The organism is Pantoea coffeiphila (genome assembly GCF_016909495.1).
Taxonomy (GTDB): domain Bacteria; phylum Pseudomonadota; class Gammaproteobacteria; order Enterobacterales; family Enterobacteriaceae; genus Erwinia; species Erwinia coffeiphila.
The window spans coordinates 72570-98557 of the sequence record NZ_JAFBFW010000008.1; the positions used below are offsets into that span (position 1 = coordinate 72570).

22 protein-coding genes are annotated in these 25988 nt (G+C 55.6%); 16 read left to right on the forward strand and 6 right to left on the reverse strand.

Features of this window, described 5'->3' with window-relative positions:
• Window positions 1-176: 176 nt before the first annotated feature.
• Window positions 177-893 carry a helix-turn-helix transcriptional regulator gene (locus JOE09_RS22250; RefSeq protein WP_205067366.1) on the forward strand — a complete coding sequence of 239 codons (717 nt, stop codon included), beginning with the start codon at window positions 177-179 and terminating at the stop codon, window positions 891-893.
• Window positions 894-1029: 136 nt separating this feature from the next.
• On the opposite strand, the gene araD is transcribed toward JOE09_RS22250, so the two are convergent.
• Window positions 1030-1725: an L-ribulose-5-phosphate 4-epimerase gene (gene araD, locus JOE09_RS22255; RefSeq protein WP_205067367.1), complete on the reverse strand. Its 696-nt coding sequence runs from the start codon at window positions 1723-1725 to the stop codon at window positions 1030-1032.
• Window positions 1726-2166: 441 nt separating this feature from the next.
• Between araD and JOE09_RS22260 the strand changes: the two genes are divergently transcribed.
• The 8 genes from JOE09_RS22260 to JOE09_RS22295 all read left to right on the forward strand — a co-directional run bounded on the left by JOE09_RS22260 (window position 2167) and on the right by JOE09_RS22295 (window position 12936).
• Entirely contained in the window at window positions 2167-2976 is an 810-nt protein-coding gene (locus JOE09_RS22260; RefSeq protein ID WP_200547205.1) for a DeoR/GlpR family DNA-binding transcription regulator, read from the forward strand.
• 278 nt (window positions 2977-3254) lie between these two features.
• Window positions 3255-4259: a substrate-binding domain-containing protein gene (locus tag JOE09_RS22265; protein ID WP_205067368.1), complete on the forward strand. Its 1005-nt coding sequence runs from the start codon at window positions 3255-3257 to the stop codon at window positions 4257-4259.
• Between the two features lie 67 nt (window positions 4260-4326).
• On the forward strand, window positions 4327-5841 hold the full coding sequence (locus JOE09_RS22270) for a sugar ABC transporter ATP-binding protein (RefSeq protein ID WP_205067369.1): 1515 nt from the start codon (window positions 4327-4329) through the stop codon (window positions 5839-5841).
• Window positions 5834-6820, forward strand: a complete 987-nt coding sequence (locus JOE09_RS22275) for an ABC transporter permease (protein ID WP_205067370.1) — start codon at window positions 5834-5836, stop codon at window positions 6818-6820. The genes JOE09_RS22270 and JOE09_RS22275 overlap by 8 nt, the downstream gene beginning before the upstream one ends.
• 13 nt (window positions 6821-6833) lie before the next feature.
• Entirely contained in the window at window positions 6834-7880 is a 1047-nt protein-coding gene (locus JOE09_RS22280) for an ABC transporter permease (RefSeq protein ID WP_205067371.1), read from the forward strand.
• Window positions 7880-8773, forward strand: a complete 894-nt coding sequence (locus JOE09_RS22285) for an L-ribulose-5-phosphate 3-epimerase (protein WP_205067372.1) — start codon at window positions 7880-7882, stop codon at window positions 8771-8773. The genes JOE09_RS22280 and JOE09_RS22285 overlap by 1 nt, the downstream gene beginning before the upstream one ends.
• Window positions 8770-10248: an FGGY-family carbohydrate kinase gene (locus tag JOE09_RS22290; protein WP_205067373.1), complete on the forward strand. Its 1479-nt coding sequence runs from the start codon at window positions 8770-8772 to the stop codon at window positions 10246-10248. The genes JOE09_RS22285 and JOE09_RS22290 overlap by 4 nt, the downstream gene beginning before the upstream one ends.
• 240 nt (window positions 10249-10488) lie before the next feature.
• Window positions 10489-12936 (forward strand): patatin-like phospholipase family protein, encoded by a 2448-nt coding sequence (locus tag JOE09_RS22295; protein WP_205067374.1) that lies wholly within the window; start codon window positions 10489-10491, stop codon window positions 12934-12936.
• A 73-nt stretch (window positions 12937-13009) separates the two neighbouring features.
• Here JOE09_RS22295 and JOE09_RS22300 read toward each other — a convergent pair whose 3' ends face one another.
• The gene (locus JOE09_RS22300) at window positions 13010-13918 is read right to left on the reverse strand and encodes a LysR family transcriptional regulator (RefSeq protein WP_105595721.1); all 909 of its coding nucleotides are present in this window, start codon (window positions 13916-13918) and stop codon (window positions 13010-13012) included.
• Between the two features lie 130 nt (window positions 13919-14048).
• Between JOE09_RS22300 and JOE09_RS22305 the strand changes: the two genes are divergently transcribed.
• The 6 genes from JOE09_RS22305 to JOE09_RS22330 all read left to right on the forward strand — a co-directional run bounded on the left by JOE09_RS22305 (window position 14049) and on the right by JOE09_RS22330 (window position 19097).
• Window positions 14049-14690, forward strand: a complete 642-nt coding sequence (locus JOE09_RS22305) for a hydrolase (protein ID WP_105595705.1) — start codon at window positions 14049-14051, stop codon at window positions 14688-14690.
• A gap of 45 nt (window positions 14691-14735) precedes the next feature.
• Window positions 14736-15320 (forward strand): antibiotic biosynthesis monooxygenase, encoded by a 585-nt coding sequence (locus JOE09_RS22310; protein WP_205067375.1) that lies wholly within the window; start codon window positions 14736-14738, stop codon window positions 15318-15320.
• Window positions 15313-17181, forward strand: coding sequence for an amidohydrolase (locus JOE09_RS22315; protein WP_205067376.1), 1869 nt, complete (start codon window positions 15313-15315; stop codon window positions 17179-17181). Before JOE09_RS22310 ends, JOE09_RS22315 begins: the two co-directional genes overlap by 8 nt.
• A 256-nt stretch (window positions 17182-17437) precedes the next feature.
• The gene (locus JOE09_RS22320) at window positions 17438-17764 is read left to right on the forward strand and encodes a helix-turn-helix domain-containing protein (protein ID WP_205067377.1); all 327 of its coding nucleotides are present in this window, start codon (window positions 17438-17440) and stop codon (window positions 17762-17764) included.
• Window positions 17749-18063 carry a HipA N-terminal domain-containing protein gene (locus JOE09_RS22325; protein ID WP_205067378.1) on the forward strand — a complete coding sequence of 105 codons (315 nt, stop codon included), beginning with the start codon at window positions 17749-17751 and terminating at the stop codon, window positions 18061-18063. The genes JOE09_RS22320 and JOE09_RS22325 overlap by 16 nt, the downstream gene beginning before the upstream one ends.
• Window positions 18060-19097, forward strand: coding sequence for a HipA domain-containing protein (locus JOE09_RS22330; protein ID WP_205067379.1), 1038 nt, complete (start codon window positions 18060-18062; stop codon window positions 19095-19097). Before JOE09_RS22325 ends, JOE09_RS22330 begins: the two co-directional genes overlap by 4 nt.
• A gap of 66 nt (window positions 19098-19163) precedes the next feature.
• Here the strand turns inward: JOE09_RS22330 and JOE09_RS22335 are convergent, their stop codons facing one another.
• A complete protein-coding gene (locus JOE09_RS22335) occupies window positions 19164-21536 on the reverse strand; it encodes a membrane-bound PQQ-dependent dehydrogenase, glucose/quinate/shikimate family (protein WP_205067380.1) in 2373 nt (790 codons plus the stop codon).
• Window positions 21537-21983: 447 nt separating this feature from the next.
• Here JOE09_RS22335 and JOE09_RS22340 point away from each other — a divergent pair, with 447 nt between their 5' ends.
• Window positions 21984-23030 carry a LacI family DNA-binding transcriptional regulator gene (locus JOE09_RS22340; protein WP_205067381.1) on the forward strand — a complete coding sequence of 349 codons (1047 nt, stop codon included), beginning with the start codon at window positions 21984-21986 and terminating at the stop codon, window positions 23028-23030.
• Here JOE09_RS22340 and JOE09_RS22345 read toward each other — a convergent pair.
• The 3 genes from JOE09_RS22345 to JOE09_RS22355 are packed head-to-tail and all read right to left on the reverse strand — an operon-like array spanning window position 23014 to window position 25703.
• Window positions 23014-24594 (reverse strand): MFS transporter, encoded by a 1581-nt coding sequence (locus JOE09_RS22345; protein WP_200563163.1) that lies wholly within the window; start codon window positions 24592-24594, stop codon window positions 23014-23016. The two genes, JOE09_RS22340 and JOE09_RS22345, sit on opposite strands and share 17 nt — an antisense overlap.
• On the reverse strand, window positions 24591-25007 hold the full coding sequence (locus JOE09_RS22350) for a DoxX family protein (RefSeq protein WP_105593566.1): 417 nt from the start codon (window positions 25005-25007) through the stop codon (window positions 24591-24593). Before JOE09_RS22350 ends, JOE09_RS22345 begins: the two co-directional genes overlap by 4 nt.
• 54 nt (window positions 25008-25061) lie before the next feature.
• The gene (locus tag JOE09_RS22355) at window positions 25062-25703 is read right to left on the reverse strand and encodes a hydrolase (protein ID WP_105593567.1); all 642 of its coding nucleotides are present in this window, start codon (window positions 25701-25703) and stop codon (window positions 25062-25064) included.
• Window positions 25704-25988: the final 285 nt, after the last annotated feature.

Sequence of the window (25988 nt, forward strand, 5' to 3'; positions counted from 1 at the left end):
CAGTAACACACTTCACCTAAAGACGTAATCTGTCCAAAGGAACAGTCACCGGGCTGTACCTTCTACCTGTACCCGATAAAAACAGTGAACGGCAAGAATAAAAATAACCACACGTAGAATTTCTTTATTATATAATGGCAATCATAAATCTCTTGCTATCAAGGCTGAAATCCCCGATGAAAAGCAATAATGAAATTGAATTATTTATAAAGAATTATGTTGAAGATGCGCTGGGTGATTTTAGTGAGCTGACATGGGCATATGTTGTTCTGTCAAAGAGTGATATGTCATTAAATTTTTACGCGACAAATTACCCAGAAGAATGGGTAAACATTTATAAGGAAAACAGATTATATTATACCGATCCGGTTGTTATTACTGCACGCAACAGATTAACGCCTTTTGAATGGGATAAAGGTCTGATAGTTAACTCCGGATATCATTACACCGGGCTGTTTGATCAGGCTGAAGAGTTTGACTTAATTAAAGGAAGTACATTTGTTATTCATGACTTTAATAACAACTTCGCTACGTTAACCTTCATCATCACACAGAATAGTAAACCTGAGATAGTTAAGGCATTATTTCAAAAAAAGGGGGATATTTCATTACTTCTCGCATCCATACATGAAACATATCTTGCTCTGACTTATCCACCAACGGAAAACATCAATAAAGTCGATAAGAAAACCGTTTTCACGAAGAGAGAAAACGAAGTCCTTTACTGGTACAGCGTGGGTAAAACCTATCAGGAAACCAGTATTATTCTGGGGATCAAATTACGCACGGTCAAATTTCACATGTCGAACATTGTCAAAAAAATGGGTGTAACAAATGCACGACATGCCGTACGTTTTGGGATAGAGCATGGCTTGATAAAGCCCGAAATATAAAAATCAGTGGCAGCAATAATTAATCACCGCTATTGGAGCTAAAAACTCCACAGGGGTTCAATCCTGTCCCGATCTGGCATGGCTGCACTATGCTGCAATGCCAGAATCAGTGAGGCATTATCTCTGAGAAAGATATTTATTGCCCGTAATACGCATTCGCCCCGTGCTTACGCAGGAAGTGTTTATCCAGCAGCGTCTGCTGCATACTGTCAACGCCGGGCTGTAGCTGACGGGTGAACAGATTCATATAGGCGATCTCTTCCAGCACTACGGCATTATGCACGGCGTTATCCGCATCGGTGCCCCAGGCAAAAGGACCGTGGCCGTTGACCAGCACCGCAGGGATATCCTTCGCGCCAATCCCCTGCTGATTTACCGTTTCCACAATGACATTCCCGGTTTCGTGCTCATACTGACCGTTAATTTCCTCATCGCGCATCAGCCGGGTGCAGGGGATCGTGCCATAGAAATAATCGGCGTGAGTGGTGCCCAGCGCCTTCAGCGGCTGACCGGCCTGCGCCCAGATCGTCGCGTGGCGCGAGTGGGTGTGTACCACACCACCGATATGTTCAAAGGCACGATACAGCACCAGATGCGTTGCGGTATCGGAAGACGGTTTTTTATTCCCCTCCACCACTTTCCCGGTTTGCAGATCGACCACCACCATATCCTCCGGCTGCATATCTTTATAATCCACGCCGGAAGGTTTAATCACCACCAGACCGCGTTCACGATCGATTCCGCTGACGTTTCCCCAGGTAAAGGTAACCAGCTTGTGGGCGGGTAATAATAGGTTTGCTTCAAATACCTGTTGTTTTAATTTCTGCAGCATAGTTAAACCTCACGTAATAAATAATTTATTTGCAGATAACGACAAGGGCGCTGCAAATATCTATTTCATCAATTAATAAGGGAGTGGATGGGTTATTACGTTACGTCTAATACTTTGCTGCGAAAAGCCTGCGGGAATGGCAAAAGCCGCCAAACAAATACAAACGGTCGTATTCGGTCATGAATGGGCATTTATAACTTGACCGTTTATGTTGATTTAAAGCTGTTGATGATTTTTTATCTGCAATAACGCCCGTTTTTACGTGATAAAAATCACATTAAAATGCAAAAGAAACATCTCAGCTATCACTTAATAGTGATACTCATCACATTAAGGCATATGGAAAAACTAGCTAACGGGTTTCTTGAAATCAGTCACTTTAAAAAAAAGTGAAAAGTATGAATATTAGGCCATGTGATAAGCAATGGAATCGGGCTATTTATGTTACAGGCTGAGCGTTACAAGATGATTTGTAGCTATGTGCAACAAAATGGCTCCGCGCTGGTTGCTGAACTGTCGACTATGTGCAGCGTTTCGCAGGAAACCATCCGCCGAGATTTAAATCTGCTGGAACGTAACAAGAAACTGATCCGCAGCTTTGGCGGCGCAGTGTCGCTTGATGACTATGACGACCGTACCCGCCCCGTGCAGGACGCTTTCTACAAAGCGGATACTATCGATCGGGCAGAATCGTTACGTAAAAGAACGGAAGAGCATCCCGACGTTAAAATGAAGCTGGCCAAGGCGGCGCTACAGTTTATTCAGCCCGGCGACTGCATCCTGCTGGATAACAGCAGCACCTGCTGGTTCCTGGCACGGCAGATCCCGGATATTGATATCACCGTCGTAACCAACTCGGTCAAAATCATCCAGGCGCTGGCCTGCCGCGATAAGGTGCGTATCATCGGCTGCGGCGGTGAATACTCGGAGCGCCACGACGATTTCCACGGCCCGGTGGCGGAAAGCGCGATTCGTAACTTTCAGATCAATACCTTCTTTTTCTCCTGCCAGGGGCTGAATCTGGAAAACGGCATTCGTGACGGCAGTGAAATTAACGCCCGCTTAAAGCAGGTAATGCTACAGGTTTCCGGCAAGAAAATTCTGCTGGCCGACTCCAGCAAATTCGATCAGTTCGCGTTTTGTAAGATTTGCATGCTCGATGACATTGATATTTTAATCACCAATAAAGTGGCTGAAGAAAGAAACTGGGGAGACAGCCCTGAATTTAGTGTGATTGAAGTCGACAAGTAATTTTTTAGCGAAAATAAAATCCGCCCGTTCTGGCGCAATAAGCCAGAACGATTTTATTACCGTCAATGCCAGTGAAAGTTGCAATAAATAACCGGAACCGAAATACACCATCACCATTGTTTTATTCAATGGCTAAAGCGGATTAATGCATCCTTTGCGTTAGCCGCTGCCGCTCATTTGATTTAGCAACGCGCGGTGTAATGGCGAAGGGGAAACAAACCGAATAATGCACGATTCGGCACCCATGATAATTAAAATAACCTTCTGAGGATCTAATAATGAAAAAATTACTCTTACCCTGTGTAATCGCCTCACTGATCGCTTCATTTTCCACCCTGGCTGATGACGCAGCGGTCCCTCAAAAAGCCAACAAGCCTTTTACCATGGGCGTGGTGGTGAAAGTGGGGGGAATTCCCTGGTTTAACGTGATGGAACAGGGGATTAAAGAAGAAGGTAAAGCCCTGGGCGTGAACGCCTGGCAGGTGGGGCCAACCACCGCCGACCCGGCCGAGCAGGTACGCGCCATTGAAGATTTGATTGCCAAGAAAGTGGATGTGATTGGCGTGGTGCCAAACGATGCCAAAGTGCTGGAGCCGGTGCTGAAACGCGCGCAGGAAGCAGGCATCAAGGTGATTACCCACGAATCACCGGCACAGGCCAATGCGGACTGGGACTTTGAACTGCTCGATACCCAAACTATGGGCGCTAACCATATGAAAGATATGGCCGCCTGCATGGGTGAAGAAGGCAAATATGCCATGTTCGTGGGTAGCCTGACCGTTCCGCTGGTAAACGACTGGGCCAACGCGGCCATCGCCTATCAGAAAGAACACTACCCGAAAATGCAGCTGGTTGAAGACCGTTTTGGCGTTGCCGAATCGGTAGATGACTCCATGCGTACCGCCAATGACCTGATGTCCAAACACAAAGATCTGAAAGGCATTATGTCCTTCGGCTCGCAGGGCCCAATCGGCGCAGGCCGCGCGATCGACAAGCGCAAGAAAAACAATGATATCTGCGTCTTTGGTACGTTTACCCCGGGCCAGGGCATCAAGCTGCTGGAGAAAGGCGCGATCGATGGCGGCTATATCTCTAACCCGATGACCGCCGGCAAGGTCTTTGTGCAGGTGGCGACCGCGATGATGAACGGTGAACCGATCAAAGACGGCATCAAACTGGGCGACATGGGCGAAATCAAAATCAAAGGCAACACCATCCTCAGCGATAACCCGGAAAAACTGGATGTGGAAAACACCAAACGTCTGGTGAAACTGGGCCTCTGACCCTGAGCCGTATCGCCGGAGCCGTTGCGCTCCGGCTTTATTCACGTCTAACACCAGGGCAAGAACGATGCTTAATAATAACAATGTCGATAATGCCGCCGCGCTGATCACGCTGAACGCGCTGTCAAAAAGCTTTGGCGGTCATCAGGCATTAAAAAACATCACGCTGACCTTAAACCAGGGCGAAGTCCACTGCCTGGCCGGGGCCAACGGCTGCGGTAAAAGTACGCTGATTAAAACCATCAGCGGCGTCTACGCGCCCGATGCCGGCAGCGAAATCATCATCGACGACAAAACCCACACCCGCCTGACGCCCGATCGCGCCAGGGCTTTAGGCATTCAGGTGATTTATCAGGACCTGTCGCTGTTCCCGAATCTGACCGTCGCCGAAAACATTGCCTTCGAATACAACCTTAAGGGCTATTTCGGCTGGTTTAAGCAGAAAAAACTGGAAGAAAAAGCACAGCAGATCCTCAACGAGCTGGCGTTCAATATCGATCCGGACGCGCTGGTGCAGCATCTTCCCATAGCCCAACGCCAGCAGATCGCCATCTGCCGCGCGCTGGTTGCCGATGCCCGGCTGGTGATTATGGATGAGCCAACCGCTTCGCTGACGCGCACCGAAGTGAACCAGCTGCTGCGCACGGTGAACTACCTGCGGGATAAAAACATCACCGTGGTCTTCGTCAGCCACCGTCTGGATGAAGTGAAAGAGATTTCCGACCGTATTACCGTGATCCGCGACGGCGAGAAGATCGGCACCTGGGACGCCGCCGCGCTCTCTACCGGCAAAATCACCGAGCTGATGACAGGATTAGTCATTGAGCACCAGCAGAAGCTGCCGAACGCCGAGCTGGGTAAGGTGGTGCTGGAGCTGAATCACCTCAGCCGCAAAGGCCAGTTTGACGATATCTCCCTCAAGCTACATCGCGGCGAAGTACTGGGCCTATGCGGCCTGCTGGGCTCCGGCCGCACCGAACTGGCACTGAGCCTGTTTGGTATCACCCACCCCGATAGCGGTGAGATCCTGCTGGACGGTAAAAAGGTCCGGATCAAAGACAACACTCAGGCACGGGAAATGGGCATTGCCTATGTTTCAGAAGACCGTCTGACGCTGGGTGCCATTCTGCCGCAGTCGGTTGCCGACAACATGGTGATTTCCATTCTCGATGAGATCAAAACGCCGTGGCACATGATCGATGAACAGCGCAAAGACGCGCTGGTGCAGGAGTGGATCAAAGATCTGGATATCAAGGTGACCAATCCGGATAACCCGCTTTCAACCCTTTCCGGCGGCAACCAGCAAAAGGTGGTGCTGGCGAAATGGATACTCACCCGGCCAAAAGTGTTGATTCTTGATGCGCCCACCGTCGGCGTGGACATCGGTGCCAAAGACAGTATCTACAAGCTGATCCATCGCCTGTCCGGCGTCGGTATTTCGGTGCTGTTAATTACCGATGAAGCCCCGGAAGCCTATTACAACTGCGATCGCGTACTGCATATGAAGCAGGGAAAAATCGTTAACGAGTTAATTCCTTCAACGCTGAGCGAACCTCAACTCGCGGAGGCCATCAATGGCTAACATTTTTAAAATGCCACGTTCGGTCGAAGGCTGGCTGGGCTGGGTTATCGCATTAATGCTGGTGCTGTTTTCCACCTTAAGCAGCGAGTTTTTGTCGATCCAGAACCTGCTGGATTTGACCGAAAGCTATGCCGTAACCGGGATTTTCGCGCTGGGTTTATTTGTGGTGCTGGTGACCGGCGGCATTGATATTTCCTTCGCCGCCGTGGCTTCCGTCGCACAGTATTTTATTGCTTCGCTGTTGCTCAACGATGTGATTGCCAGCCCGCTGCTGTGTATCGTGCTGGCGATTGTCTGCGGTGTGGTCTTCGGGCTGATTAACGCCGTGCTGATCTACTACCTCAATATCGTCTCGATCATTATCACCATCAGCATGCAGTCGCTGCTGTTCGGCATGCTGATGTGGATCACCAACGGTCACAGCATTTACGACCTGCCCGACTGGTGGATCAACCAGCGCACTATCCTGCCCTTCGAATACGGTGGCGAAAGCTATCAGGTGGGCCTGCCGGTGGTGGTGATGCTGGGCATGGCGCTGCTGACCTGGCTGCTGCTAAATAAAACCCATATCGGTCGGCAGCTATACGCCGTCGGCGGCAGCAACGAATCCGCCCGTCGTATCGGCATCCGCGTCTCCGTTATCTATCTGTTTGCCTACGGCTATTTAGGCGCGGCGGCGGCGATTGGCGGCATGCTGCAGGCGTACCGCATGAGCGAAGTGGTGCCTAACGCGCTGGTCGGCGGCGAGCTGGATGTGCTGGCGGCGGCGGTGCTGGGCGGTGCCAGTCTCTCCGGCGGCAGAGGTTCGGTGATTGGCACGCTGATGGGCGTATTCCTGATCGGCATTCTGAAAAACGGCCTGAACCTGATCGGCGTTTCCAGCTATTTCGTCAACATCGTGATTGGCGTCGTTATCGTCGCCGCGATCTGCGTCACCCATTACAAGAAACGCAAAGAAACCGATGTCGGCTTCGTCTGACGGAGACTGTTTAATGAAAAATAAACCCTTTTTACCTCTGGACGGCACCAGCACCGGCCTGCTGGCTATCTGCCTGATCGCCACGGTGGCCTTTTCACTGGCGATGCCGGGCCGTTTTCTGACCGAAAACACCTTTCTGAGCATTGCGTTTCAGCTGCCGGAACTCGGCCTGCTGACCTTTGCGATGTTTGTCCCGATGCTGAGCGGCGGCCTGAATCTGTCGATTATCGGCACCGCCAACCTCACCAGCCTGTTTATGGCGTGGCTGCTGATCCACTACGTTCCGGTTGATGCCAGCGTTGGCGTGCAGCTGATGTGGCTGGTGCTGGCGCTGCTGGGTGCGGCAGTGATTGCGGTGCTGATTGGCGTACTGACCGGGCTGATGATTTCCCGCGTGGGTGCGCACCCGATTCTGGTGACTCTCGGCAGCATGACCATTATCAGCGGCATTGGGGTGTACCTGACCAAAGGCGCGGCGCTGAGCGGCATGCCGCCGATCGTGCGCAGTATGGGATCGGAAGTGGTCTGGGGAGTCCCGGTTCCGCTGATTATCTTTATCGTCGCCACCGTATTTTTGGCCCTGCTACTGGGCAGAACGCGCCTCGGCAAAAATATCTATATGTGCGGCAGCAACATCAACGCCACCTGGTTCAGCGGCATCCGCACCGACCGCATCATGATAGCGATTTACGCCATTTCCAGCCTGCTGTGCGTGCTGGCGGGGCTGATCATGATGGCCCGCTTTAACTCGGCGCGCATGGGCTACGGCGACTCGTATCTGCTGCTGACGGTGCTGGCGATTGTGCTGGGCGGGACCGACCCGTTCGGCGGCGTGGGCAAAGTGATCCACGTCTTCTGCGCGCTGCTGGTGCTGCAGGTGATCGCCACCGGGCTGAGCCTGGCGGGGGTCAGCCTGCACTTCAATCTGGCGGTATGGGGCATCACGCTGATTTTCGCCCTGGCGTTCAAATTCTTTAAAAACAAATGGCAGGCGCAGCGGGCGATGAAGCTGAACCGGAAAAAGCACCAGCAGCTGCTGGCAACACGTGGGGAAAGATAATGCGTAAGCATCCATTAGGGATTTACGAGAAGGCGCTGCCGAAAGGGACCAGCTGGGTGGAGAAGCTGGCCGTGGCGAAATCCTGCGGGTTTGATTTCGTCGAGATGTCGGTGGATGAAAGCGATGAACGCCTGGCGCGGCTGGACTGGACGCAGGCAGAGCGCATGGAGATCATCCAGGCGATTCAGCAGACCGGCGTGCGCATTCCCACCCTGTGCCTGTCGGCACACCGCCGCTTCCCGTTCGGCAGCCGCGATGCAGAGACCCGCCAGCAGGCGTATGCCATTATGGAGAAAGCGGTGCGGCTGGCGCAGGATCTGGGCATCCGTACCATTCAGTTGGCCGGCTACGATGTCTATTACGAACCGCAGGACGACGACACCATCGCCCGCTTCGAAGACTCCGTGGCGTGGGCCGTTGAGCTGGCCGCCGGGGCGCAGGTGATGTGCGCGGTGGAAATCATGGACACGCCGTTTATGAACTCCATCAGCAAGTGGCAGGCGCTGAATGCGAAAATTAACTCACCGTGGTTCACGGTTTATCCCGATATCGGCAACCTCAGCGCCTGGGGAAATGAGGTGGATAGCGAGCTGACCGGCGGTATCGATCGCATTGCGGCTATCCACCTGAAAGATACGCTGCCGGTCACGCCGGACTCGCCGGGCCAGTTCCGCGATGTGCCGTTTGGCGAGGGCTGCGTTGATTTCGTCCAGTTCTTTAAAACCCTGCGCCGCCTGAACTATCGCGGCACCTTCCTGATTGAGATGTGGACGGAAAAAGCCGACGAGCCGCTGCTGGAAATCATCCGCGCCCGTCAGTGGATTGAAGACAAAATGGCCGCAGCTGGCTGGGGTGAAACCCGTGGCGCGCTGCTCAGCCCGGAGGCAGTATGAGCCACTACTATATGGGCGTTGATTTAGGCGGGACGGTCACCAAGGCGGGGATTTACACCGCCGACGGCCAGGAGATCAAAGTCGTTGAGCTGGCGGTGCCGCTGCTCAGTGAACAGATGGGGTTCTGCGAACGGAATATGGCCGAGCTGTGGTCCGCCACTAGCCAGGTGATTCGCCAGGCGCTGAGCGAAAGCGGTATTGCGCCAGAGGCGATTCACGGCGTGAGCTTTTCCGCCCACGGTAAGGGTCTGTACCTGGTAGATAAGCAGGGCCAGCCGGTGCGTAACGGCATCGTTTCTTCCGACTCGCGCGCGCAGCCGCTGGTCAGCCGCTGGAAAAGTGAAGGCCGCGACGCCGAAGCTTACGGCCGCAGCCTGCAACAGCTGTGGCCGTCGCATCCGGCGGCGCTGCTCGGCTGGCTGAAGGAGCATGAGCCGGACAGCTATCAGCGCGCGGGCTATATTCTGATGGTCCACGACTATATCCGCTACTGCCTGACCGGCGAGTTCGCCTGCGAAGAAACCAATATCTCCGGCAGCAATTTGTTTAACCAGCAGCAGGGGGCATTCGACCCGACGCTGTTTAACATCTTCGGCATTGCCGAGATGGCGGAGAAATCGCCGCCGGTGATCGGTTCCGCCGAATGCGCCGGATACGTCACCGAACAGGCTGCCGCGCTGTGCGGTTTAAAAGCCGGAACCCCGGTGTTCGGCGGGTTATTTGACGTTGTTGGCGCGGCGCTGGCCTCGGGCGTGCACGACAGTTCCTGCCTCAGCGCCGTGGCGGGCACCTGGAGCATCGCCACCCGCGTTTTCGACCGTATTGAACCCTCTGACTATCCCTACGTGTGGGGGAAATACTGCATTCCCGGCACGTTCTTCGTTCATGAAGGCAGCCCGACCTCGGCCAGCAACCTCGCCTGGTTTGTGCAGCAGTTCTTCCCGGATCTGCCGGACAGCTATCGCCAGCTTAACCAGTGGGCAAAAAACGGCTATGAAAAAGATCTCAACATTCTGTTTTACCCGTGGCTGTACGGCTCCAACTTCCACGACAGCCTGCACGGCGGCTTCCTTGGCTTAAGCGGCCACCACAGCCGGGAAGATATGGTCTACGCCATTTATCAGGGCATCGTCTTCTCGCATCTGCTGCATCAGGACCGTGTGCAGAACCTCAGCGCGGGCAGCGATATCATCCGCTTTACCGGTGGGCCAACGCACTCGGATATCTGGATGCAGATGTTCTGCGACGCCAGCAACCTGCCGCTGGAAATCGTCGACGTGAAGCAGTCCGGCTGCCGCGCTGCGGCGATCTGTGCCGCGGTGGGCGCGGGTGAATACCGTGATTTCCAGACGGCGATGCAGCACTGCCAGCCGCCCACCCTTCGCCTGGAGCCAAACCCGGCTAAACACGCGATGCTGAGAAAACGCTTCGATCGCTTTAAGCGGATTGCCGAAGCATTAAGTGAAGTGAAGTAAACACGATCTCCCATCCCGGCCCGAGTGGCCGGGGTATCAGACGCTATGATGTTTTGCCAGCGGTGAAATACCGTATCAAGTATGACTCGCCGTCAGCCTCACAAGACAGGGATGAGTTATCCACTATTTTCTTAAATACGCTCATTCCTCGCACAATCCGCTGTCATTTTTTAACCCCACTTTCTATTGTGTAATGCCAGGCCACACTCCTCACAACAACACCTTCAGGAGCTTTCAATCATGAGCGATCCCCTGATAAAAAATAACGATCGGGATATTAACGGCGGCGAAAACACGTTAATTCAGCAAAGACGGCAGCAGGCGAATATCAGCGACGATCGTCCCGTCAGCGCGCTGGCGCTCTCCGGCGGCGGTATTCGCAGCGCCACCTTCTGCCTCGGCCTGGTGAGGGCGCTGGCGGCGAATAAAGTGCTGCGCCGGTTTGATTTTCTTTCCACGGTATCCGGCGGCGGTTATTTCGGCGGCATGCTCGGCCGCCTGTATAACGAAGATCAGCAAGCCGAAGCGGTGGAAGAAGGGCTGGCAGAAAAACGCTCATTCTTACTCTGGTGGCTGCGGAATAATGGCCGCTACCTGGCTCCGGCAGGATTTCGCGATGTCTCACAGGCGATGGCCTACACCCTGCGCGGCCTGCTGGCCTCGCACTTTGAGGCCGCGACGGTGATACTGTTCCTGGCGGCGCTGATGTTCTTTCCCGGCCTGCTGCTCACCGGTTTCAGCCCGGCCAGCGATGCGGCTCCGGCATGGCTCGGCCTGATGCTGATCCCCCTTGCCTGCGCCCTGTGGCAGATTTGTGCCTGGTGGATCATCCGGCCTGCCGGTGGAAAGGGCGATAGCACGGCAAAAGGCCGCTATCAGGATTACTACTCCACGATTTCCGTGCCCCTGGTTACCCTGGCGCTGCTGCTGGCCTGGCATTTCAGCCCGCACATGGTTTATCGTGATAAGTCGATATGGCTGGGGCCGATCGTCCTGCTGTTCTCCTGCCTGCCGCTGGCCGCTAAGCTGGTGCAGGATTTCTGTGCATTAAACATCACCACACTTTCTGTTCCTGAGCAGCGGCTTATTCGCACCAAAAAACTGGCCGTGGCGCTGCTCGCTGCGCTGGCCTGCCTGTTTTTCTACGGCGCCAGCGAATTCTGCTACTGGATAAAAGTCCGGGCGAACTTTCTCATCTTCCTGACCGCGCTGGCTCTGCTGCCGCCCGCAATTTCGCTGTTAAGGCACTGGGTAAAGCCCCCGACAAAAAATCCGGCAAAGAAAAAGCCGGTGGCAGGCATTATCAATCAGATCGGCTACCTGTTTTTACTGGCACTGTTCCTCACCTGGGCAACCGTGCTACTGATCCTGCTCACCGAACTGTATATCCCGGAAAAATCGTCCGGCTACCCGGCGCTGTTGATGGATGCTTTTTTCCTGGCGCTGATGGCGGTCTATTTCTGGCTGACCCGCAGGCGGGTTGATGTCCTGAATCTGTCCTCGATGCACAACTTATATCGCGCAAGGCTGGAACGCGCTTATATCTCAGTGGGTAACTATTTTCGCCCCAACAGGCCGGAAACCGCCGATGCGCGATTTCCGTTAACCCTGCTCTCCGCCTATGAGCGAAATCGGGTAGGGGAAAATCAGAAGTGGCGTATTACCGACGTGCAGCCCGGTGATGACGTACTGCTGCGCGACTATCATCCTCATCGCTACGGCGGGCCGCTGCACCTGATTAACTGCTGTATCAACCAGACCGTCGATGACCGCACCGGTAACTTTAACGCCGACCGGAAAGGCATAGCGCTAACGCTCAGCCCGCTGGGCATCGAGACCGGCACGCATCTGCCGCTGGCAACGGACTGGCAGGAGGAACATTTATCGAAATGGCTGGCGATCTCCGGCGCGGCGCTGGGTACGGGGATGGGTTCGAATACCCGCACGGGCACGGCCGCCCTGCTGTTTACCTCGGCAATTCGCCTGGGCTACTGGAATGAAAATCTGTTTGCCCGCAAGCATCAGCGTATTGCCACGACGGCAGAAAAGCAGGATCGGCCTAAGCGGGAAATTAAACCGGAGAAATTCCCTCATCTCAGGGCGCTGCTCGGTGAAATGCTGGCCTTTTTCCCCGGCATGAACAGCAGCCTGTGGTACGTATCGGACGGCGGTCATTTTGATAATACCGGCGTGTATGCCCTGCTGAAGCGCCGGGTGCCGCTGATTGTGCTGGCCGACTGCGGCGCAGACCCGGACTACGGCTATGAAGATATCGAAAACCTGGTCAGGAAGGCGCACATCGATTACGCCACCCGCATTGAGTTTCTTGATAGTGATGCGGTTGAGCCCACGATGTCGGCACTGTTCACCACGCCCGACTTGTTAAACAAAAGAGAGAATCCGGCTCCGTTTATGCTGGCGCGTATCGTCTACCCAGACCAGGAAGATTACGCCGCGCTGATCGTGGTGAAACCGCACCTGATTGAAAACCTCGGGCTGGACACCGAACGCTATGCCGACAGGCAACCCGCATTCCCGCAGCAGCCCACCAGCGATCAGTTCTTCGATGAAAACCAGTGGGAAGCCTGCCATGAACTCGGCTTGAAGATGGGGGAAAGGCTGAGTGGGGAGATTCTGGATAAGACCCTGGGCTGGGTAAATACGGCGCACGGGGATATCGGCAGATAATCTGCTCCCGGCCGGGGCTTTACCCAGGCCGGGAGCCGGAACCGTTAACCAGCACGGCGGACAAACCCAGCCGTCAGGCCGGAACGTACACTTCGTGAATGCCGTTGAAGTTTTGTAGCCGCTCGCGCCACCACATCGCTGCATTGCCGGTAGCGCTGGACTTCCACGCCAGAAACGCCTGGTCGCGGCGGGTTTCGCTATCCAGCTGGCGCTCAACCAGCGCGCCGCTTTCCAGATGCGGTGCAGCCAGATAGCGCGGCAGATAACCGCAGCCGAGCCCCGCCACCTGCGCCTGTACCTTATCGCTAAAGCTGTGCACGCTGAGGATCGGCTGATCGTCGAGAATCCTCAGATCCATCCCCTCAGCGTGGCGTGAGCTGTCGCGCACGACCACCGCACGATACTGGCGGATCTGATCGCGCAGCAGCGGTTCAGGCAGCGCGGCCAGCGGATGCTCCGGCGCAATGGCGAAGACATATTCCAGCCAGCCAATCGGCACGCACTCAACGCCCGCATGGCGCGCGGGCTGCTGCACGGCACCAAACACAATATCGGCATCGCCGTAGCTCAGCGCTTCCCAACATCCGGCCAGCACGTCGTGGCGGAACATCAGCCGCGTGTGCTGGTGCTGCTGGTAAAACTCATCAATCAGCCCGGAGAGCAGTGAAAACGGCACCGAGGCATCCAGACTAATGGTGAGCTTGCTCTCCCAGCCGCTTTCCACGTACTGCGCCTGCTGCTCAAGCTCGCCAACCGCCCGTAATAAAACGCGTCCTTTCTCCAGCATCAGCCTGCCGGTTGGCGTGAATGTCGCACGATGGCCGGAGCGATCCAGCAGCGTGATATTCAGGTCACTCTCCATTTTTTGTACGGTATAGCTCAGCGCGGAGGCCGTTTTAAACAGCCTGGCCGCCGCTGCGGCAAAGGTGCCGTGCCGGTCCAGCGCATCCAGAATCAGCAGCGCTTCAAGGTTTAATCGCATGGTGTTCCCCAAACCCAAAAATTGTTTAACAACAACCTAAATTCTTTCCGTTATCAACCAAAGCGCGCCTCTCGTATTGTGTAAACACGCAAGACGAACTGCAAACCAACAACTTAACGAGGATTAAAAAATGTCTAAACTTGACCTGCTGGACCCACAGAACTCCACCCTGATTTTCATCGACCACCAGCCACAAATGTCTTTCGGCGTCGCCAATATCGATCGCCAGCAGCTTAAAAATAACACCGTTGCTTTAGCCAAAGCAGGCAAAATTTTTAACGTGCCGACTATTTATACCTCGGTTGAAACCGAAAGCTTCAGCGGCTACATCTGGCCGGAGCTGCTGGCGGTTCACCCGGAGTCTACGCCGATTGAACGCACCTCGATGAACTCCTGGGAAGATGAAGCTTTCGTCAAAGCGGTGAAAGCCACCGGCCGCAAAAAGCTGATTATCTCCGCCCTGTGGACCGAAGTGTGCCTGACCTTCCCGGCGCTGATGGCGCTGAAAGAAGGCTTCGAAGTCTACGTGGTGACCGACACCTCCGGCGGCACCAGCGTGGATGCCCACGAGCGCTCCATCGATCGTATGGTGCAGGCCGGTGCGGTGCCGGTGACCTGGCAGCAGGTGCTGCTGGAGTACCAGCGCGACTGGTCACGTAAAGAAACCTACGACGCGGTGATGGACCTGGTACGTGAACACAGCGGTGCCTACGGCATGGGCGTGGATTACGCCTACACCATGGTCCACAAAGCCCCGGCCCGCAAAGCCTGATCCCCCGGCCCCCGGCTCGCATCCGGGGGCGTTTAGGAGAGTAACATGGATTATCCACATCAGCCTGAGCACGTGACCCTGGTTATCACCCACCGTCTGCTGGCGGGTAAGCAGCCGGAGTATGAACAGTGGCTGGAAAAAGTGATGCCGCAGGCGGCATTATTCGACGGCCACCTCGGCGTTAACATTTTAAGACCGGTTCACGGGGAACAGACGTATACGGTGCTGATCAGGTTTGACACGCTGGATAATCTTTACCGCTGGATTAACTCGACCCAGCGCCACGCGCTGATCGCCGAACTACCGGCCATGCTGTGCGGCCCGGAACATATTGAGCTAAGGCCGGGCGCGGCGTTCTGGTTTACCCCGCCAACCCCGGAGCGCAAAGCGCCGAAAAAGTGGAAGCAGTTTCTCATCACCCTGGCGGTGATCTATCCCTCCACCAATCTGGTGCCGTGGTTTTGGGGAACGGTACTGCCCGCGGCCAAAGGCACGCTGTGGGGACATTTTCTTAACGACGCATCCGTTGTCGCCCTGGTGGTGTTTCTGTGGATGCCGGTGGTAACACGTTTATTCGCTAACTGGCTCGCCCCGCGTGGGAAGTCGAACCTGGAGAGTAATAATGAATAGTGCTTCATTGATCCTGACCAACGGTAATTTCCACACCGTCGATCGTGAAAACCCACTGGCGACCGCCGTGGCCATCAAAGACGGCAAATTCCTCGCCGTCGGTAGCGAAGCGGAAGTGATGCAGTTTGCCGGTCACGACACCAAAGTTGTCGATCTGAAGGGCCACACCGGGATTCCGGGCCTGAACGACTCGCACCTGCATCTGATCCGCGGCGGCCTGAACTACAACCTCGAACTGCGCTGGGAAGGCGTGCCGTCGCTGGCCGACGCGCTGCGGATGCTGAAAGAGCAGGCGCTGCGTACCCCGAACCCACAGTGGGTGCGCGTGGTGGGCGGCTGGAACGAATTCCAGTTTGCCGAGCGCCGCATGCCGACGCTGGATGAGATCAATGAAGCGGCACCGGACACCCCGGTATTTATTCTGCACCTTTACGACCGTGCCCTGCTGAACCGCGCCGCCCTGCGCGTGGTGGGCTATACCCGCGATACGCCGAACCCGCCGGGGGGCGAGATCCAGCGCGACAGCAACGGTAATCCGACCGGCATGCTGATTGCCCGCCCGAATGCGATGCTGCTGTATTCAACGCTGGCAAAAGGGCCGAAGCTGCCGCTGGACCAGCAGGTGAACTCCACCCGCCAGTTTATGCGTGAGTTGAACCGTCTGGGCCTGACCAGCGCCATTGATGCGGGCGGCGGCTTCCAGAACTACCCGGACGATTACGAAGTGATCGCCGAGCTGCACGCGAAAAAGCAGCTGACGGTGCGTATCGCCTATAACCTGTTTACCCAGCGCCCCGGCCACGAGCTGGAAGATTTCGAGAAGTGGACCGATATGCTGAAACCGGGCCAGGGCACCGACTTCTATCGCCACAACGGTGCCGGTGAAATGCTGGTGTTCTCCGCCGCCGACTTCGAGGATTTCCTTGAGCCGCGCCCGGATCTGGCGCCGGGCATGGAAGATGAACTGGAGCGCGTGGTGCGCCACCTGGTTGAACACCGCTGGCCGTTCCGCCTGCACGCCACTTACAACGAATCGATCAGCCGCATGCTGGACGTGTTCGAGAAGGTGAACCGCGATATTCCGTTTAACGGCCTGCACTGGTTCTTTGACCATGCGGAAACCATTACCGAAGCCAACATCGATCGCGTTAAGGCGCTCGGCGGCGGTATCGCCGTGCAGCACCGTATGGCGTTCCAGGGCGAATACTTCGCCGATCGCTACGGTAAAGAAGCGGTGAAGCACACGCCGCCGGTGGCCAAAATGCTCAACGCCGGCGTGCCGGTAGGTCTGGGCACCGACGCCACCCGCGTGGCCAGCTACAATCCGTGGACCGCGCTTTACTGGCTGGTTTCCGGCCGCACCGTGGGCGGCATGGCGATGTACGACGACAGTGCCCGCCTGGATCGTGAAACCGCGCTGATGCTGTGGACCCAGGGCAGCTCCTGGTTCTCCAGCGAGCAGGGCAAAAAAGGCCAGATCAAAGTCGGCCAACTGGCGGACCTCGCCATTCTGTCGCAGGACTACTTCAGCGTGACGGAAGAGGCGATTAAAGGAATTGAGTCGGTGCTGACCGTGGTCGATGGCGAAATCGTTTATGCCGCTGGCGGCTTCACCCCGCTGTCGCCGCCGCCGGTGCCTGTGCTGCCAGAGTGGTCACCCGTGGTCACCGTACCCGGCCACTACCGCAGCGCCCCGCCGCAGGCCAACGGCCGTGCCGCCTTCGCCTCGCAGCCGCACCAGTGCAGCGGCCCCTGCGGTGTGCACAGCCACTCGCACGACGTGGCGCGCCGCTCAACGGTGCCGGTCTCGGATGACAATGCCTTCTGGGGCGCGCTGGGCTGTTCCTGCTTTGCGTTCTGATAGCGTCATCTGAGCGGAGAGAAAGCGCCTGAATGTAAAACGCCTGAGAAATATCCTCAGGCGTTTTGTCATATTTGGACCCTATCTGATTAAAATTTCAATAAAATGGTCATATTTGATTAAAAAACCTCTTAATAATTCATATTTAGACCATTTATCGGTTTTAACACCATAAAAGCTCAATATTGACACTTATGAACTTTAACGATTAAATTATGAGCTAATTGATTCGTCACCTTCGTAAAAAAGGTCATTAATGAACGCTCATTCTGATAACGCCACCGCCGCCAGACTGCGCGACATCACTAAACAGCTCAACGAGCTGCAGCACGACCTCGCCAAAGAAAGTCAGCAGGAATCTGCGGTGATAGCACGGGGAGCTATCGAATCACTGCCGTCGTTTGGCGCACGCCTGAATGAGCGTCGTAAAGACCTGGGCATCGATATGCTCACCCTTGAGCTACAAACCGGGGTATCGGCGTCCACGCTAAAGAGGCTGTTTAAAAACCCCGAACAGGTGAAATTCGGCACCGTTTATGCGGTAGCAGAAGCGCTGGGAGTCAGGCTATGCGCCGTCGTTTAACCATCTGGCTGTATGACGATCCCATAGGGACGTTATCGCAAAACGACGACGGCTACCTGTTTGAATACTATCCCGAATATGAAGGTCAGGCACTCTCACTTAGCCTGCCTGTACAACAGAGGCGATTCCCCAGCGCTGCTTTACATCCTTTTTTTGCCTCTCTGGCCCCGGAAGGATGGCTGAAAAGGCGCTACAGCCTGCTACAAAAAATCGATGAACACGATCTACTGGGTATGCTGCTGCACAATGGTGAAAACCTGATTGGCGCAGTGAAATTAACAGCGGAGGAAAAGGAATGACAGTTTGCCGCATATTGCTAACGCCGCTTAAAAGCGGGGAGGAAATGGCATCCGGCTATTCAGCTAAAGGATTAAAAGCGCTGGCGGGATCGACACGAACAAACACGCAGTTAGGGTTTACGCGCTCCGAATTTATTCAGAAACTGCCCGAGCGTCAACGAGGCATGAGTATTTCCGGCTATCAACCCAAGCTACAGATGATCTTACAAAATGATGCCTTCGCAGTGGTCGATCACCAGGGACAGTTCATCCTGAAACCCTCCCCCGATGAATTTCCCCATCTGGCAGAAAACGAACATGCCACGATGAGCGTTATGGCACGGTTGGGGTTCAACGTCCCGGTAAACGGACTGCTGCCCTTTATGCCTGCCAGCCAGCAGGATAAACCCGAATACGCTTTTGTTATTCGCCGCTTCGACCGCGATGGAAACGGTGAACCAATACATCAGGAGCAGCTGGATGCCGCTATGAATATCATGGAGAAGTACGGCAAAATCGGCAGCGACGGTAAGCAGTTCGTGAGCTATGAGCGGATTGCCCAATTTCTGGTGAAACAGGTGAATAACAACGTGGCTTTCAAGCGCGACCTGTTTCGGCGTATCGCTTATGCCTACCTGCTGGGTAACAACGACCTGCATTTGCGAAATTTTGGCCTGCTGCTGCCACGAGATAATCCGCCGCAGCTGTCGCCGGTCTACGATTTTGTCTCCGTCGCGCCCTATCGCGACTATTTTAATGCCAGCTATCTGGCGCTGCCGTTGCTTATCCGTGAAGAAGGTGAACAGGATATCGCCCCGGGGTTCAATACCGCATATGGGGAATATCTTGGTATGGACTTCCTGCTGCTGGGCGAAAGTCTTGGGCTAAACCCGCGATTAACCACCGCTCTGCTGCATGAGCTAAGCAACGAGAGTCAGATTGTTGAATCCACCTATCGCCGCTCATTTATGCCAGAGGAAGACATTGCGGCCACGCTACGCTGTTATCATCAGCGCCTGAGCCGTCTCCAGCTGCTATACGCCCCTTCGCTGTAATCCTTCAGGCATAAAAAAAGCCGGGCTAAGCGTCTGCTTACCCCGGCTCGATCGTTTTACGGAAAGTTACGGCAGCGCGTAAGCGATCACGTCATCGCCACGGTTGTCGTTGGTTCCGGTACGGGTTGCGCCACCCGCAACCACCACGATGTACTGCTTGCCGTCTTCACCGATATAGGTCATCGGTGCGCCCTGTCCGCCAACCGGCAGACGACCACGCCACAGCTCTTTACCGGTGTTGTTATCCAGTGCGCGCACGTAGTAGTCCAGAGAACCGTGGAAGAAGGTCAGGCCGCCTTTGGTCACCAGCGGGCCACCCATGGTTGGCATACCCAGTGGGATATCCAGACCCGGCGCTACGCCGTGGATTGGTGCATCCTTGATGGTGCCCATCGGAACCTGCCAGCGGGTTTTACCGGTCGCCAGATCGATAGCGGTCATCGAACCGAACGGCGGCTTGAAGCACGGTACGCCCAGTGGAGAGATAAACATGCCGCGCTCAACGCCCCACGGGGTGCCCAGCTGCTCGGAGTATTCCCCTTCGGTCGTTGCCTGCAGACCACGAGCATCGGCATCTTCACGCTTAATAAACTGGCCCCACTGCGCCATGCGGATATCGTTAACGATCAGCGTACCGGTAGAAACGTCAATCGCACCGCCGCCCCAGTTAAAGCCACCGTAGTAGCCCGGGTAGATCAGCGTACGTTTTTTATCGGACAGCGGGGTGAATTCGCCTTCCCAACGCATCTCTTTAAACTGCACGCGGCAGTAGAGCTGGTCGAAGATTGATGCGCCCCACATATCGGACTCTTTCAGCGCCTTGGTGCCCACGGAAATCGCCGAGTACGGCTGGGTTTCGGCCACTTTCATGCCCGGCATCGCGTCGGTCGACACTTTGCGCTGTTCCACTTCCACCACCGGCTTACCGGTGCGGCGGTCCAGTACAAACACCTGGCCACGTTTGGTCAGCTGGATCAGTACCGGCGTTACGGTGCCGTCTTTGCCCGGCATATCGTACAGAATCGGCTGGGAAGAAACGTCGTAGTCGAACTGATCCTGATTCGCGGTACGGAAGTGCCACACTTCTTTACCGGTTTTCAGCTCAACGGCCACCACGGAGTCGTTGTACTCGTCAGAGTATGGATGGCGGTTGCCGGTCCAGAAGTCGGGAGTTTGGTTGCCGGTAGGGAAGTAGGCAATGCCCAGCTTCGCATCGTAGGCCGCCGTACCCCAGAAGTTCGGAGTTTCAATCGGATAGATTTCGCCTTCAGGCAGCGGGGTGCTGTCTTTCGCTCCGCGTGACGCATCCCATGCCCACAGCAGTTTACCGCTGCGTGAGTCATAGCCGCGCACCACGCCGGAGGCTTCGCCGGTGGTCAGGTTGTCGTTCAGCTTACCGCCCACCATCACCACGCCATCGGCAGCCAGCGGCGCAGAGGTCAGGTAGTAAGAACCGTGCGCGGTTGGGCCCAGGCCGTTCAGCAGGTTAACAAAACCTTTGTCGCCGAAGCTCTCATCCAGCTTGCCGGTTTCGGCATCCAGCGAGAAGATACGGCCATCGTTGGTGGTGCTGATAATGCGCTTGTTACCGGCAATCGCTGGCTGGGTGCCGTCCTGCGGTGCCTCGCTCAGCTCGGTGTAAGCCACGCCACGGCAGCGTTTCCAGGTTTTATTCCCGGAAGTCTCTTCGATTTTTGGATCGAAGCGCCACTTCTCTTTACCCGTCACCGGGTCCAGCGCAATCACCTTGTTCAGCGGCGTACACACGTACATGGTGTTGCCGACTTTCAGTGGGGTGGTCTGGTACTCAGAACCGTTAATCGCCAGATCGCCGGTGTGATAGGTCCACGCCACTTTCAGATCTTTCACGTTAGCGGTGTTGATCTGGTCGAACTGTGCGAAGCGCTGCCCGCCGGTATTACGGCCGTAGGCGGTCCAGTCGTTGCCGCTGTCGTCGGCCGCTTTCTCATCCAGCACCGGCACTTTATCGGCGGTGGCTTCCACTTCAGGATGCGGACGGAACATACCGGCAAAGATAGCGATGATACTGATGGCCAGCACCGCAGAAACACCGGCGGCCAGCTTGCAGGAAATCACGCGGCCCAGGTCGGCTTTACGCAGGGTTGGCGCGCTCAGCGTCACCAGCAGCGCCACCACCAGGAAGGTGACCGTACGCGGCACCAGCTGCCAGAAGTCGGTACCGACTTCGCTGAATGCCCAGATCAGGCTGACGATCAGCAGTGCCCAGGCAACATACAGCGCCCAGCCTTTCTGGCGGATCAGGCCCAGACCGCTGGCGGCCATCGCCAGACCGGCAGGCAGATAGAACCAGGAGCCGCCGAGGGAGATCAGGTACGCGCCGCCCGCCGCCAGGCCTAAGCCCAGCAGCAGAAGCGCAATCCCGATGAGTGTAACCACAATTTTTTTACTGTTATTCATGATCAGATATTTTCCATTCAGAAAAAGTCATTCAGGAAGATAGGGAAAACGACTTTTGCCCAGCACAATGTAGTGTTCGATCTAATTATTTGATTTTAAAAACGTAATTCCCGGATTTCGTCCCCCCTCTGCACCCTTTCTGCGGCATATTCTCTGAACGCAGGCAACACTCTTCCCTAACCCATTACTTTTGTTGTGGGTTTGAGCCTGTCTGGTTAATTTATTTAAAAATATGATGCAGCAATGTTTGATGTTTGTGACTTAGATCAAATGTTACCGGAGTTTGCTACCGTTGGCAAAACTTTGCCAACGGTAGCAACGATAATTGTTCTCAATTTATCCAGCGAAGAAACGACGCAGCTAACACAATCACCAGCGCGTGCTGTCTCCGTGGTGAGGATTTGTTTATTCTGTGGCTCGTAATCTGAGGGCCACGAAGATAAAACGATGAAAAACAAAGTGAGAGAGAAGCAGCAGCAGAAAGCGACCGCCAGCGACGTTGCCGAACTGGTGGGCGTATCAAAATGGACGGTCCTGCGCGCCTTCAAAAACGGTGCATCTATCTCACCGAAAGTTCGGGAACAGGTACTGGAGGCCGCAAACCGACTAGGATTCCGCCCCAACCTGCTGGCCAGAGGACTGAAGCAGCGGAAAACCAATATTATCGGTGTGGTCACCGATGAATTTAACAACCCGCATACCCTGAAAATGCTCAGTGAAGTCAGCCATCAGCTGAACGAACGCGGCTATATGATGCTGCTGCTGAACACCGATTCGCAGGAAAACTATCGTTCGGTGCTGGAAATGGCCGGGCAGCTGCAGGTGGATGGCCTGCTGTTTCTCGCCACCATCCTCAGCGATGAACTGATCCTCACCGCCGAAAGCGTGCATCAGGTGCCATCGGTTCACGTCTGCCGCAATACCGATACGCCGGATGTAGAAGTGGTCAATATTGACGGCTTCGCCGCCGGGATGGAAATGGGGCAGCTGCTGCTGGACCAGGGCTATGAGCGCTATGGCTATATGGAAGGCCGCAACACGGAAACCACCCATTTACTGCGTATGGAAGGCTATGAATCGGTGCTACAGGCGGCGGGGAAAAAGCTGGATATCCTGCTGAAATGTAACCACTACGACCGCGAAATCGCGTATAGCGCCATGAGTGATTACTTACGGGTAACGCCTGCTGAATCGCGGATTGATGCGCTGTTTTGCGAGAACGACGTGCTGGCTTTCGGGGCAATGCAGGCGATTCGGGATTATGATGCCGACCTGCATATCGGCATTGTCGGCTTTGATGACGTGGAAGAAGCGCGAACCACCACCTGGAATCTGACCACCTGGGCGCAGCGCTCCGACCTGCAAATTGCCGAAGCGCTTAACCGGCTACTGGGTTCTCCGGCTGACGAGCAGGGTCCGTGGCGATATGGCGAGCTGCGTATCCGCCAGTCCCATCTTAACCCTGCCGCCGACCCCATCAGTGAAGCGAAATAAAGTGATGCACCTTCGGTTTATCCTCCCCCTGATGGAAGCGGGTCACGCTGCTCTGTAAATCAGCATCGGCATTCGATACCCGCTGGTGCTGGCGCAGATGCTCGTGCCAGGACTCCACCAGGAACCACTCCATCAGCGTGCCGCTATCGTGGCTGTGTTCCGCAATCCCCCAGGCATAGGCTCCGTCACGGCGGCGCGTCAGCGACAGCTTCTTAATTTCCGCCAGGAACGCCGGACGATCTTCCACCGCCACCTGATACTCAATCTGAATCATCACCGGGCCGCGATCGGTAGTCACTTCACCGCTCAGCTCGGGTGCATCCCAGTGGCCGGAAGGCTGCAGATCCGCTTCACCCGCTGGCAGTTTCAGGCGTAGACAGAGCAGTGCGGAAATCAGCAGCAGCAGCGCGGCAACAATCAGCGTCGGCACCAGGCCAATCTGCTGGCCCACCAGGCCCCAGACCAGGCTGCCCGCCGCCATCGCCCCGTTGAAAATCATCAGGTAGACCGCCAGTCCACGACCACGTACCCAGTCCGGCAGTACCGCCTGTGCCACGCCGTTCAGCGAGGTCAGCGCGGTGATCCAGCTGATACCCAGCAGGATCATCAGCGGCAGCGCCAGCGCTTTCACCGGCAGCAGGGCAATCACCACCATCACCAGCGCAGAGAGCACGGCGGAAAACAACATCAGTCCGTCAACGTTCATCCGCTGGCGCAGCGCAGGCATAATCAGCGCGCCGACGATAGCACCGGTACCCACCGCGCCGAGCATAATGCCGTAGAATCCGGCGCTGCCCTGCAGCAGGTTACGCGCCACCAGCGGCAGCATCGCCCAGATTGCGCTGGCAAAGAAGAAGTAGATAGCCGCCCGTAACAGCACGCGGTGCAGTTCGCGGCTGGCCTTCACATAACGAATCCCCGCCCGGAACGCGCCGAGGAAATGCTCGGACAGCTCGTTCTGTGCCTTATGCGGACGCTTCCACCAGATCAGCGCGGCAATAACAAACACGTAGCTCATCACATCGGCACCGTAGGCTGCCCAGGCACCCAGTGCCGCCAGCAGCAGACCGCCGGCAGCCGGACCAACCGCACGGGCAATGTTGATTCCCAGCGAGTTGAGCGCGACGGCGTTTTTCAACTGTGGGCGCGGCACCAGCTCCGGCACAATTGCCTGCCAGGCTGGACCCATCAGCGCGGCGCCAATCCCGCCGATAAAGGTTAACGCCACCAGATATTCCACGGTCAGCATGTTGTTATGCGACAAAATCAGCAGCGTTCCGCTGACGCTGGCCAGCAGCAGCTGCACAAAAATCAGCAGGCGGCGGCGGTCCAGGATATCCGACAGCACCCCGGCAGGGATCGCCAGCAGGAAGATCGGTAAGGTCGCGGCGGTCTGCATCAGCGCAACGGCCGCCGGGTTGGAAGACAGCCCGGTCACCAGCCAGGAACTGGCGACATCGCGCATAAAGCTCCCGGTATTGCCGAGGATAGTTGCCGCCCAGATGGCGGCGAACAGCCCCTGTTTCAGCGGAGCGAAGGCCCCTGATTGCGTACTGGTGGTCATTTGCTGTTCCTCAAATCATTGCAGGCGACGTAAACCAGCGCACCCGCCAGTCCAAGGTGTTCAAAAAATCCGTTCATAACCATGCCACGCTCCGCTACCGGCACCTGCCAGAACGCGTTAGCCATAAAGGTCGCGGCGACGGTAAACAGGGCCAGGGCCAGTGCGCCCAGCCAGCGCAGGCGGCCGCTAAGGATCATCAGTGATGCCCCCAGTTCCAGCACAATCACCGCAGCGGCCATCGGTGCCGCCGGTGACAGACCAAAATGCTGCATCTCGGCTATCGCGCCGGGGAAGTCCAGCAGCTTGACTAGGCCGCCCTGAATATAGGCGGAACAGAGGGCTAACAGCGCCAGCCAGCGAACGGCCGGGAACGGCACGCGGGACGTTAAAGCAGGAATAAGGGCATTACGCATGATTCTCTCCTGCCGGAGCCGCCTTCAGGTCGGCTCCGGCATCGGGTTAATGGATCAGGCCTTGCGGGCCGGGGCTTTGTGAACCAGGGTGTAGGCGTAATCCACGCCCATGCCGTAGGCACCGCTGTGCTCGCGTACCAGATCCATCACCGCGTCGTAGGTCTCTTTACGTGACCAGTCGCGCTGGTACTCCAGCAGCACCTGCTGCCAGGTCACCGGCACCGCACCGGCCTGCACCATACGGTCAATGGAGCGCTCGTGGGCATCCACGCTGGTGCCGCCGGAGGTGTCGGTCACCACGTAGACTTCGAAGCCTTCTTTCAGCGCCATCAGCGCCGGGAAGGTCAGGCACACTTCGGTCCACAGGGCGGAGATAATCAGCTTTTTGCGGCCGGTGGCTTTCACCGCCTTCACGAAAGCTTCATCTTCCCAGGAGTTCATTGAGGTACGCTCAATCGGCGTGGATTCAGGGTGAACCGCTAACAGTTCAGGCCAGATGTAGCCGCTGAAGCTTTCGGTTTCAACGGAGGTGTAGATGGTCGGCACGTTAAAAATCTTGCCCGCTTTGGCTAAAGCGACGGTGTTATTTTTAAGCTGCTGGCGATCGATGTTGGCAACACCGAAGGACATCTGCGGCTGATGGTCGATGAAAATCAGGGTGGAGTTCTGTGGGTCCAGCAGGTCGAATTTAGACATTTTCAATTCCTCTTAATGTTTAGTTTTTCAATTTTGTGAGTGATGTTGTGCTGCTGGAAATAAGATTACGGCAGGAGATAAAAAGCGGATAGCGGAAAGAATTTAGCAACTCGTTAAGTTTTTTTTGACAGGTTTTCAGCCATTATATAGAAGAGATTATCTATACATATCATAAAGATAAGTTGATAAGAATTTTCTAACAAGTTATCAAAATCTCTGCGTTATCTATCATTCGACAGGGCATCTAAGATTAATTCCAACAAGACGTAATTAACCTAATTAATG